The sequence below is a fragment of the Pseudomonas syringae pv. tagetis genome, from assembly GCF_022557255.1.
Classification (GTDB): domain Bacteria; phylum Pseudomonadota; class Gammaproteobacteria; order Pseudomonadales; family Pseudomonadaceae; genus Aquipseudomonas; species Aquipseudomonas caricapapayae.
On record NZ_CP092923.1, the window covers coordinates 871,958 to 883,627 of the forward strand.

The window sequence follows — 11,670 nt, forward strand, 5'->3', positions numbered from 1 at the left end:
CGTGATCGTCATTAAAACAAGAATCAGGTGGCGCCCTGGCGCTGCACAGGAGTCAAGGCAATGCTCGAACTCACTCTGGAGCAAATATCCATGGCCCGTTCGGCTGTGGATAAAACTGCCGCACTTAAGCTGATTGCCGACCACCTGGTCGCTGATGGTCTGGTGGCCGAGGGCTACCTCACCGGGCTGATGAACCGTGAGCAGCAAGGCTCGACCTTTCTCGGTCAGGGCATCGCCATCCCGCACGGCACACCCGAAACCCGCGACCTGGTGGTGACCACCGGTGTGCGTCTGATGCAGTTCCCTGAAGGGGTGGACTGGGGTGACGGGCAGATTGTCTACCTGGCGATTGGTATTGCGGCCAAGTCCGACGAGCATTTGCGCCTGCTGCAACTGCTGACGCGCGCACTGGGTGAAGAAGATCTGGGTCAGGCGCTACGCGAGGCGAATACACCAGAAGACCTGCTCAAACTGTTACAGGGCGCGCCTCAGGAGCTGGCCCTCGATGCGCAGATGATCAGTCTCGGCGTATCAGCCGACGATTTTGAAGAGCTGGTCTGGCGTGGTGCACGTCTGCTGCGCAAGGCCGACTGCGTGAGCAATGGCTTTGCTGCGGTGCTCCAGCAGGTCGAAGCGTTGTCGCTGGGTGATGGCCTGTGGTGGCTGCACAGCGAACAAACCGTCAAGCGCCCCGGTCTGGCGTTCGTTACACCTGACAAACCGATCCGCTACCTGGGCCAGCCGCTGACCGGCCTGTTCTGTCTCGCCAGTCTGGGTGAGGCACATCAAGCCCTGCTGGAGCGCCTGTGCCTGTTGCTGATCGAAGGTCGTGGCCATGAGTTGGGCCACGCCACCAACAGCCGTGTGGTACTCGAAGCGCTAGGCGGCGAAGTGCCTGCCGAGTGGCCGACCCAGCGTGTCCAGCTGGCCAACGCGCACGGCCTGCACGCCCGTCCGGCGAAGATACTGGCGCAGCTGGCCAAGGAGTTTGACGGCGAAATTCGCATGCGTGTTCTGGAAACCGGCGAATCGGCAGTGTCGGCCAAAAGCCTGAGCAAGCTGCTCAGCCTCGGCGCACGCCGTGGTCAGACGCTGGAGTTCATTGCCGAGCCGACCATCGCCAACGATGCGTTACCCGCCCTGATTGCCGCAGTCGAGCAGGGCCTGGGTGAAGAAGTCGAACCGTTGCCCGTTGCCGCAGAGGTGCAGGCTGCGCCTACCCCTGTTGCTGTCGCCAGACCGCTCAATGCTCCGGCTGCCGGTAGTGTGTTGCAGGCTGTGTCTGCTTCGCCGGGCATTGCCATCGGCCCGGCGCACGTTCAGGTGCTGCAAAGCTTCGATTATCCGCAGCAGGGCGAATCGGTGGCCGCCGAACGCGAGCGCCTGCACAAGGCGGTTGGTGAAGTCCGCAGTGATATCGAAAACCTCATTCAGCGCAGCAAGTCCAAGGCCATCCGGGAAATCTTCATCACCCACCAGGAGATGCTCGAAGACCCGGAACTGACCAGCGAAGTCGAGTCGCGTCTGAATAACAACGAAAGCGCGGCCGCGGCCTGGGCTACGGTCATCGAAACGGCTGCCGTTCAGCAGGAACAATTGCAAGATGCGCTGCTGGCCGAACGCGCCGCCGACCTGCGCGATGTAGGGCGCCGTGTGCTGGCACAGATTTGTGGTGTTGAAACCATCGCCGCCCCGGACGAACCCTACATTCTGGTGATGGATGAAGTAGGGCCGTCCGACGTTGCCCGTCTGGACCCGGCGCAGGTCGCTGGCATCCTGACCGCGCGTGGTGGCGCGACTGCACACAGCGCGATTGTGGCGCGTGCGTTGGGTATCCCCGCGCTGGTCGGTGCCGGTGATGAAGTGCTGCTGCTCAAGCCGGGCACTGTGCTGCTGCTCGACAGCCAGCGCGGGCGGCTGACCGTTGCGCCTGATGAGGCTACCCTGCAGCGCGCAGTGCAAGACCGTGATGCCCGCGAAGAGCGTCTCAAGGCTGCGGCGGCAGCGCGTATGGAGCCGGCCGTAACACGTGATGGACATGCCGTTGAAGTCTTCGCCAATATCGGCGACAGCACGGGGACGCCGGCTGCCGTGGAGCAGGGCGCGGAAGGTGTTGGCCTGCTGCGTACCGAGCTGCTGTTTATGGCGCATTCGCAGGCACCCGACGAAGCCACGCAGGAAGCTGAATACCGCCGCGTGCTGACTGATCTGGGAGGGCGTCCGCTGGTGGTCCGCACGCTGGATGTGGGGGGCGACAAGCCGTTGCCTTACTGGCCGATCGCCAAGGAAGAAAACCCGTTCCTCGGTGTCCGTGGTATCCGGCTGACCCTGCAGCGTCCGGACGTCATGGAAAGCCAGCTTCGCGCTCTGTTGCGTGCCGCAGACAGCGGCCCGCTGCGTATCATGTTCCCGATGATCGGCACCCTTGAAGAGTGGCGTCAGGCGCGGGAAATGACTGAGCGGCTGCGCGAGGAAATTCCGGTCAGCGACCTGCAGTTGGGGATCATGATCGAAGTGCCGTCGGCGGCTCTGATTGCCCCGGTTCTGGCGAAGGAAGTGGATTTTTTCAGTATCGGCACCAATGATCTCACGCAGTACACGATGGCCATCGACCGTGGTCACCCGACCCTGTCGGCTCAGGCTGACGGGCTGCATCCCTCGGTGCTGCAACTGATCGACATGACCGTGCGCGCTGCCCATGCCAATGGCAAATGGGTGGGCGTGTGCGGCGAACTGGCCGCAGACCCGCTGGCGGTGCCGGTTCTGGTCGGCCTGGGTGTGGATGAATTGAGCGTGTCGGCGCGCAGCATTGGCGAGGTCAAGGCGTGTGTCCGTGAACTGACCCTGAGCAGCGCTCGGCAACTGGCGCAAAATGCGCTGACGGCGGGCAGCGCCGCCGAAGTCCGTGCGCTTGTGGAGGCTGTGTAATGGCGAAGATTCTTACCCTGACGATGAACCCGGCACTGGACCTGACTGTGCAGTTGGGCCAGTTGGAGCTGGGCCAGGTCAACCGCAGCACGGCAATGCTCACCCACGCGGCGGGCAAGGGTCTGAATGTGGCGCAGGTGCTGGCTGACCTGGGGCACGACCTGACCGTCGCCGGTTTTCTTGGCGTCGACAACCAGCAAGCGTTCGAGGCGTTGTTCGAGCGTCGCAACTTTGTTGACGAGTTTGTCCGTGTACCGGGAGAAACCCGCAGCAATATCAAACTGGCCGAAGGCAGTGGCCGCATCACCGACCTGAACGGCCCCGGACCGCAGGTCAGTGAGGAGGCGCAGCAAGCGCTGTTCACCCGTGTGCAACAGATTGCATCAGGTTTCGACGTGGTCGTCGTTGCCGGCAGCCTGCCGCGCGGTGTCACGCCAGAGTGGCTGCACAAACTGTTGGTGATGCTCAAGGACCTTGGCCTGAAAGTGGCGCTGGACAGCAGTGGTCTGGCCTTGCGTGCCGGTCTGACGGCCGGGCCGTGGCTGATCAAGCCCAACACCGAAGAGCTGGCCGACGCGCTTGATGCACCGATCATTTCCATCGCTGCACAAGCCGAGGTAGCTGCACGTCTGCACACGCAAGGCATCGAGCATGTGGTGATCTCTCAAGGGTCCGAAGGTGTGCACTGGTTCAGCCCGAATGTGGCGCTGCACTCTCTGCCGCCCAAGGTCACGGTGGCCAGCACGGTAGGTGCTGGCGACTCGCTTCTGGCCGGCATGGTGCACGGTCTGATCAGCGGTCATGAACCTCAGAAGACCTTGCGCACCGCTACGGCGATTGCCGCCATGGCGGTGACCCAGATCGGTTTCGGCATCACCGATGCCGCGCAACTCAAACGGCTTGAAGGCGGCGTTACTGTACGCAGCCTTTCAGAACAATAAGAGAGGATCGTCATGAAGTTAGCCATAGTTACGGCCTGCCCGAACGGCAAGGTCAGCAGCGTACTCAGCGCACGATTGCTCGAAGCGGCGGCATTGCGCCTGGGCTGGGAAACCAGTGTCGAAATCATCGATCCCAACAAGTCGGACCAGCAGTTGTCCGCTCAGGACATTGAGGCTGCCGATCTTGTTCTGGTGGTCAATACCGGTCCGGTGGACTTGAACCGCTTTGTCGGCAAGCGCCTGTTTCAGGATTCGCCTGCCCATGCGTTGCAGGACGTCGACGGTTTTCTGCAGCGCGCCGAGCGAGACGCGCAGGTGCATGCGGCGTCCGTGGCAACCGCGCCGCAAGCGACAGGGGGCGCTGGCGCGCAGCCGCGCATCGTTGCGATCACGGCCTGCCCCACCGGGGTTGCGCACACGTTCATGGCCGCAGAAGCGATCCAGCAAGCGGCCAAGCGTCTGGATTACGACTTGCAAGTCGAGACCCAAGGCTCGGTCGGTGCGCGCAACCCGCTTAGCGCCAAGGCTATTGCCGAGGCCGATGTGGTGCTGCTGGCGGCGGATATCGAAGTCAATACTGACCGCTTTGCCGGCAAGAAGATCTATCGTTGCGGCACCGGGATCGCGCTCAAGCAGTCCGAGGCGACCCTGAAAAAAGCCTTGGCGGAAGGGCAGGTAGAATCCGATGAGGCCACCGCCAAGTCACCAGCCAGACAAGAGAAAACGGGCGTCTACAAACACCTGCTGACCGGCGTGTCGTTCATGCTGCCGATGGTCGTGGCAGGCGGACTGTTGATCGCCCTTTCCTTCGTGTTCGGTATCACCGCGTTCAAGGAGCCGGGTACGCTGGCTGCGGCATTGATGCAGATCGGTGGGGAAGCGGCGTTCAAGCTGATGGTGCCTTTGCTGGCCGGTTACATTGCGTATTCGATTGCGGATCGTCCGGGGCTGGCACCCGGCATGATCGGCGGTCTGCTGGCGAGCACTCTGGGTGCCGGATTCATCGGCGGTATCGTTGCCGGTTTTCTGGCCGGGTACAGTGCCGCGGCGATCAACCGCTACGCCCGCCTGCCGGCCAGCGTCGAAGCGCTCAAGCCGATTCTGATCATCCCGTTGCTGTCGAGCCTGTTTACCGGGCTGGTGATGATCTACGTGGTCGGCAAGCCGGTTGCCGGGATGCTGGAAGCGTTGACCCATTTCCTCGACAGCATGGGCACTACCAACGCCATCTTGCTGGGCGTGGTGCTGGGCGCAATGATGTGCGTCGACCTCGGCGGGCCGATCAACAAGGCGTCCTATGCGTTCTCTGTCGGTCTGCTGGCGTCCCAGAGCTATGCGCCGATGGCGACAGCGATGGCCGCCGGTATGGTGCCGCCCATCGGGATGGGCATCGCCACGCTCCTGGCGCGCCGCAAGTTCGCCCAGAGCGAGCGTGAGGCCGGCAAGGCTGCGTTCGTACTGGGGCTGTGCTTTATTTCGGAAGGTGCCATTCCGTTCGCTGCCAAGGACCCGCTGCGGGTGATTCCGGCCAGTGTCGTGGGTGGCGCGCTGACCGGCGCATTGTCGATGTACTTCGGCTGCAAGCTGATGGCACCCCACGGCGGCCTGTTCGTGATGTTGATCCCCAACGCCATCAACCACGCGCTGCTTTATCTGGTGGCGATCATAGCGGGTAGCGTTCTGACCGGCGTAGTCTACGCGCTGATCAAGCGCCCGGAGCCTGCCGACATGGAAGTGGTCCCGGCCGCCGCCTGATCAAGGCGCGGCCTGTTCCGCGCCTCATGCCCGCCCTAGCGCGCCAGTGCCAGGGCAACCCCCTGGCCACCGCCGATGCACAGCGTGGCCAGACCCTTCTTCGCATCGCGCCTGATCATTTCGTGCAGCAGGGTCACCAGCACGCGGCATCCTGACGCGCCAATCGGATGACCGAGGGCGATAGCGCCGCCATTGACGTTCAGCTTTTGCGGATCCAGCCCCAGTTCCTTGCCGACCGACAATGATTGTGCGGCAAAGGCTTCGTTGGCTTCGATCAGGTCCAGCTCGCCCAGCGACCAGCCAGCCTTGTCGAGGCAGCGACGGGTTGCGCTGACCGGGCCAATGCCCATGATCGCCGGGTCGACGCCTGCGTTGGCATACGCGGCTATGCGTGCCAGTACCGGCAAGCCCAGCTGCTCTGCTTTGCCAGCGCTCATCAGCATCACGGCAGCGGCGCCGTCGTTGAGCGAAGAGGCGTTACCGGCGGTGACCGTGCCGTCCTTTTTGAACGCAGGCTTGAGTTTGCCCAGCGTCTGGGCGGTGGTGTCGGCACGAGGCTGTTCGTCTGTGGCGAAGGACAGCGGATCACCTTTGCGCCGGGGGATCAGAATCGGCGTGATCTCATCGACAAAGCGCCCGGCTTCAATGGCGGCGATCGCTTTTTGCTGAGACAGGGCGGCGAACTCATCCTGGGCTTCACGGCTGATGCCGTACTGCTGCGCCAGGTTTTCGGCGGTGATGCCCATGTGGTAATCGTTGAACGCATCCCACAGGCCATCAGTGATCATCGTGTCGATCATGCTGGCGTGGCCCATGCGCAAACCGGTTCGCGCGCCTGGCAGCACATAGTTGGACAGACTCATGTTTTCCTGGCCACCGGCAATGATGATCTCTGCATCACCGCAACGAATCGCCTGGGTCGCGAGGTGCAGGGCTTTGAGGCCAGAGCCACAGACCTTGTTGAGGGTCATCGCCGGTACCGAGAAGGGCAGGCCGGCCTTGATGCCTGCCTGCCGCGCCGGGTTCTGGCCCGCCCCCGCAGTCAGCACCTGACCCATGATGACTTCATCGACTTGCGCGCCGTCCACACCGGCCTGAACCAGCAGTTGACGAATGACGGCCGCGCCCAGATCTACAGCAGGTACAGCAGCCAGAGAGCCCTGGAAACTGCCTACGGCGGTACGGGTGGCGGCGACGATAACGACGTCCTGCATGGTGCTGATCCTCATTGTTATTGAGGGCTCATGGTGGCACACATAGGCAGGCAGGTTCCAACCGCGAACCGCTCGGTCACGTTATGCCGAAAACCTCCCTGCCACGTTCAGAGGTCCATGCGGCGTCTGGCGCGTTGCGCTGATCCGTCCCGCACTGCCCAGCGCAGAATGGGCGCGGTGCTGTTCACGCCCAGCCTGATCAGGCGGCGTTTCAAGGGACGTTGGGTGACGTCGAGCATTTCGCTGGCCCAATCCGGCAGCAGATCGATACCGGCGCGCATCATCAGTACGCCAAACGGCTTGGCCAGCCAGTTCGGCGCAGGCGCGTCGAGCAGCAGACGCAGCACTTCGCGACTGCGGTCGTCACAAATCAGTTGCCCGCGAATGTCTGCCAGGTAGTCAGCAATGGCCTGGCGAGAGCGCGGAACATTGCATGCGCCAAGCCGTTCGGCAATCAGCGCTGTTTCGGCGTAATACGCGTCCTGATCGGCCAGCGACATTTCCGGATTGAGGTAGCGCAGGTGTGCGGCGAGAAAGCTGCTGACTTCAGCCACATGCACCCAGGTCAGCAAATCCGGATCGCTGGCAGCGTAAGGCCGACCGTCGGGTGCCGTGCCGATAATGTTCAGGTGAATCTTGCGCACCTTGTCGATCAGCCAGTTGGCATCCCGGGTTGCACCGTAGGTGGTGCCGGACAAAAACTGCCCGGTACGTCGAAGGCGGCCAAGCATGTCCTGCCGAAAGTTGGAGTGGTCCCAGATGCCTGCCAATGCCAGTGGGTGTAGAGCCTGCAGCATCAATGCGCTTATGCCGCCGACCAGCATGCTGGTAAAGTCGCCGTGCACCCTCCAGCACACCGCCTGTGGGCCGAACAGGCCGGGATCGCCCTTGGGGTTCTCCAGATCCAGTTGACCGAGGGCCAGACCGGTAAGGCTGATGACCTGGGTTTCGATGCGGGTGCGGATGAATTCCATGTCGTGCTCGTGCATCGGGAGAGGTAAACCCCGTTACGCACTCATGGTTAGACACACGCCCTGAGGCCCCGAGCTTCTGCCCGCAGGGCGTGAGAGCGAACTTGTTCGCGAAAGGACCGCTACATTCGCCAAGAATATATCGTCTGAAATACCGTATTCGCGAACAAGTTCGCTCCCACGGCCTTCGGCCAGAATCAAGAGCGAGCTTGTGTGTAGCAAGGAGCCTGGGGGGCGATTGCGTTTAGCCGCGGTGACGGCCGCGGAAGTAATTGATCAGGCCTTGGGTCGATGCATCGTCAGCCGGTTCTTCAGTGCCGCCGGTCAGACGCTGGTACACGGCCTTGCCCATTTCCTTGCCCAGCTCCACACCCCATTGGTCGAAGGCATTGGTGCCCCAGATCACGCTCTGCACGAACACTTTGTGCTCATACATTGCCACCAGAGCGCCAAGCCGGCGCGGGCTGATGCGCTCGACCACAAGGGTATTGCTCGGACGGTTGCCGGGGATGACCTTGTGCGGTGCCAGTTTCTGCACCTCTTCTTCAGCCATGCCCTTCTCGCGCAGTTCGGCCTCGGCTTCGGCGCGGGTCTTGCCCATCATCAACGCCTGGCTCTGCGACAGGCAGTTGGCGTACAGCCACTGGTGATGGTCGGCAACCGGGTTGAAGCTGACGATCGGCACAATGAAGTCGGCCGGAATCATCTGTGTACCTTGATGCAGCAACTGGTGGTAAGCGTGCTGACCGTTGGCCCCGACGCCGCCCCAGATGACCGGGCCGGTGTCGGTGGACGTCGGCGTACCGTCCTGGCGGACACTCTTGCCGTTGGATTCCATATCGAGTTGTTGCAGGTGTTTGGTGATGTTGCGCAGGTAATGGTCATACGGCAGGATCGCGTGGCTTTGTGCGCCCCAGAAATTGCCGTACCAGACGCCCAGCAATGCCAGTAATACGGGCATGTTCTGTTCGAAAGGCGCGCTCTGGAAATGCTGGTCCATGGTGTAGGCACCGGACAGCAGTTCCTTGAAGTTGGACATGCCGATGGCCAGCGCGATAGGCAGGCCGATTGCCGACCACAGCGAATAGCGACCGCCCACCCAGTCCCACATCGGGAAGATGTTTTCTTCACGGATACCGAATGCTACGGCCGCCGCATTGTTGCTCGACACGGCGATGAAGTGGCGATGCAGTTCGACCTCGGAGCCGCCCTGCGCCAAGTACCAGGCGCGTGCCGCCTGAGCGTTTTTAAGGGTTTCCAGCGTATTGAAGGACTTCGACGAGACGATAAACAGCGTGGTCTCGGCGCGAATTTTCATCGACAGCTCATGGAACTCGCTGCCGTCGATGTTTGCCAGGTAATGGCAGCGAACACCCTTGTGCGCGTAGGCCACCAGCGCTTCGGAGACCAGCTCCGGGCCGAGGAACGAGCCGCCGATGCCGATGTTTACCACGTCGGTGATCGGCTTTTCGGTGTAACCGCGCCAGAGGCCGTCGTGGATGCGGCCGACCAGCTCGGTCATCTGGTTCAGCACGCGGTGCACATCGGGCATCACGTCGTTGCCGTTGACTTTCAGCTTGTCGCCTACCGGACGGCGCAGGGCGGTGTGCAACGCCGGACGACCCTCGGATGAGTTGACCAGTTCGCCATCGTACTGAGCCTTGATCGCGTCCTTGAGGCCCACTTCGCCCGCCAGGCTGACCAGCAGATCACGGGTCTCGGTAGTGATCAGGTTTTTGGAGTAGTCGAGAAACAGACCGGCGCTGCTGAGGGTGAATTGGCTGAAGCGCTGCGGGTCAGTATTGAACGCTTCGCGCATGCTGAAATTCTGCATGGCCTGGCGGTGTTTGCTCAACGCTTGCCAGGCGGGCAGAGCGGTCACATCGGAAGGAGTGCGGTAGTACGCCATCGCTGCGGGTTTCCTTTAACTGGATCTGTCTTTGGATATTCTTGGAGCGAGGTCGCAAGCTTTCTCACGGGCTATACATAGCAGACTACCCTTCGCATACCCTTTTGTCTGCGCCTCGCCTTGCATGACCCCGGTACTTTTTCGCACACAAGGGACCGGGGCTTCCACTCAAATGCTGTCGGTTGCGGTTCAGGCGACCTGTACCGGTATGGCATTACCGGTGTGGCTTAGTTCATTGCCTCGGCGCATCGTTTCAGCTTCCGGTCAGGTGCAGATTGTCGATCAGGCGGGTTTTGCCCAGGAAGGCAGCTGCGAGGATCACCAGATCGCGATCCTCGGCAGTCGCCGGACGCAGGCTGGTGGCGTTGCGTATCTCCAGATAATCGATGCGAAAGCCTGCGGCCTCCAGTTGCTGCCGCTTGCCGGTCAGCAGTGCATCGAAATCCCGCTCGCCTGCGTTGATCGCATCGGCTGTCTGGCGGATGGCCTGATACAGCGCAGGTGCCGCCACACGTTGATCGTCGTTCAGATAACCGTTACGTGAGGACAGCGCCAGGCCGTCGTGGGCGCGCACGGTCGGTTCGCCGATGATCTGGATCGGCATGTTCAGATCCCGGACCATGGCGCGAATCACCGCCAGTTGCTGGAAGTCTTTCTCGCCGAAAATCGCCAGGTCAGGCTGCACCATATTGAACAGCTTGCTGACGACCGTAGCGACACCTTCGAAATGACCGGGGCGGCTCGCGCCACACAGGCCTTGCGACAGATGCGGCACGCTGACCAGTGTCTGGTCGGCCATGCCATGCGGATACATCTCCTCGACGCTAGGGGTAAACAGCAAGTTGCAACCGGCCTGCAGGAGTTTCTCCTGGTCGGCGGCCAGCGTGCGAGGGTAGGTGGCCAGGTCTTCGTTAGGGCCGAACTGCAGCGGATTGACGAAGATGGTAGCGACCACGAAGTCGGCACGCTGGGCCGCTTTGGCGACCAAGGCTGCGTGCCCGCTGTGCAGATTGCCCATGGTCGGGGTCAGTGCGATCCGCTTGCCTTCGCTGCGTGCCCGGGCGACGGCAGCACGCAGTTCCTGTACGGTTTTTACTGTATTCATGCCGAGAATCCGTGTTCGGTTGCCGGAAAGCTGACGTTTTTGACTGCGGCCACATAGGCCCGGATTGCCGACTGAATGTCAGGCTGACCGGTCATGAAGTTCTTTACGAATTTGGGCACGCGTCCGCTGATAGACAGGCCCAGCATGTCGTGCAGCACAAGCACCTGGCCATCGGTCGCGCTGCCTGCGCCAATGCCGATGACAGGAATCTTTACCGCGTGGGTGATCTCTTCGGCGAGTTCGCCGGGCACGCATTCCAGCAAAATCATCGCCGCACCGGCCTGTTCCAGCGCGATGGCATCGGCACGCATCTGCCGGGCATGGGTCTCCAGCCTTCCCTGAACCTTGTAACCGCCCAGCACGTTGACCGCCTGCGGCGTCAGGCCCATGTGTGCGCACACCGGAATACCGCGCTCTGCCAGCAAGCGGATCGACTCGCTCAGCCATGCTGCGCCTTCGACCTTGACCATGTGCGCACCCGCCTGCATCAACGTGGCGCTATTGATGAAGGTCTGTTCCAGCGTAGCGTTGGCCATGAACGGCAGGTCAGCGAGAATCATGGCACCTCGATTGCCGCGTTTCACACACGCAACGTGGTATGCCGTTTCGGCTGTGGTTACAGGCAGGGTACTGTCGTGACCTTGCAGGACCATGCCCAGCGAGTCGCCTATCAGCAGCACTTCGACACCTGCCTCGCAGGCAGTGTGAGCGAAGGTCGCGTCGTAGCAGGTCAGCATGGTGATTTTCTCACCTTTCTGTTTCATGGCCTGCAGCGACGTAACGGTTATGTTCGGCATGTAAAGTCCTCCATCAGGCGCTGTGAAGACCGGTGATCAGCGCGTGAGAG

Annotated in this window: 8 protein-coding genes; 3 read left to right on the top strand and 5 right to left on the bottom strand. The window is 61.9% G+C overall.

What is annotated here, in order from left to right:
- Positions 1–60 precede the first annotated feature (60 nt).
- From ptsP to MME58_RS03915, 3 genes are read left to right on the top strand one after another with little or no spacing between them, the layout of a single operon-like run.
- Positions 61–2,928, top strand: a complete 2,868-nt coding sequence (ptsP, locus tag MME58_RS03905) for a phosphoenolpyruvate--protein phosphotransferase (protein WP_055005650.1) — start codon at positions 61–63, stop codon at positions 2,926–2,928.
- Complete coding sequence (gene pfkB / locus MME58_RS03910) at positions 2,928–3,869, top strand: 1-phosphofructokinase (protein ID WP_055005651.1); 942 nt, start codon at positions 2,928–2,930, stop codon at positions 3,867–3,869. The genes ptsP and pfkB overlap by 1 nt, the downstream gene beginning before the upstream one ends.
- Before the next feature lie 12 nt (positions 3,870–3,881).
- A complete protein-coding gene (locus tag MME58_RS03915; RefSeq protein WP_055005652.1) occupies positions 3,882–5,624 on the top strand; it encodes a PTS fructose-like transporter subunit IIB in 1,743 nt (580 codons plus the stop codon).
- A gap of 35 nt (positions 5,625–5,659) precedes the next feature.
- Here MME58_RS03915 and MME58_RS03920 read toward each other — a convergent pair whose 3' ends face one another.
- The 5 genes from MME58_RS03920 to panB all read right to left on the bottom strand — a co-directional run bounded on the left by MME58_RS03920 (position 5,660) and on the right by panB (position 11,620).
- On the bottom strand, positions 5,660–6,838 hold the full coding sequence (locus MME58_RS03920) for an acetyl-CoA C-acetyltransferase (RefSeq protein WP_055005666.1): 1,179 nt from the start codon (positions 6,836–6,838) through the stop codon (positions 5,660–5,662).
- A gap of 107 nt (positions 6,839–6,945) precedes the next feature.
- The gene (locus MME58_RS03925) at positions 6,946–7,812 is read right to left on the bottom strand and encodes an oxygenase MpaB family protein (RefSeq protein ID WP_055005667.1); all 867 of its coding nucleotides are present in this window, start codon (positions 7,810–7,812) and stop codon (positions 6,946–6,948) included.
- 241 nt (positions 7,813–8,053) lie between these two features.
- Entirely contained in the window at positions 8,054–9,718 is a 1,665-nt protein-coding gene (gene pgi, locus MME58_RS03930) for a glucose-6-phosphate isomerase (RefSeq protein ID WP_055005653.1), read from the bottom strand.
- Positions 9,719–9,971: 253 nt separating this feature from the next.
- The gene (panC, locus tag MME58_RS03935; protein ID WP_055005654.1) at positions 9,972–10,823 is read right to left on the bottom strand and encodes a pantoate--beta-alanine ligase; all 852 of its coding nucleotides are present in this window, start codon (positions 10,821–10,823) and stop codon (positions 9,972–9,974) included.
- Positions 10,820–11,620 carry a 3-methyl-2-oxobutanoate hydroxymethyltransferase gene (gene panB / locus MME58_RS03940; protein ID WP_055005655.1) on the bottom strand — a complete coding sequence of 267 codons (801 nt, stop codon included), beginning with the start codon at positions 11,618–11,620 and terminating at the stop codon, positions 10,820–10,822. The genes panC and panB overlap by 4 nt, the downstream gene beginning before the upstream one ends.
- Positions 11,621–11,670: the final 50 nt, after the last annotated feature.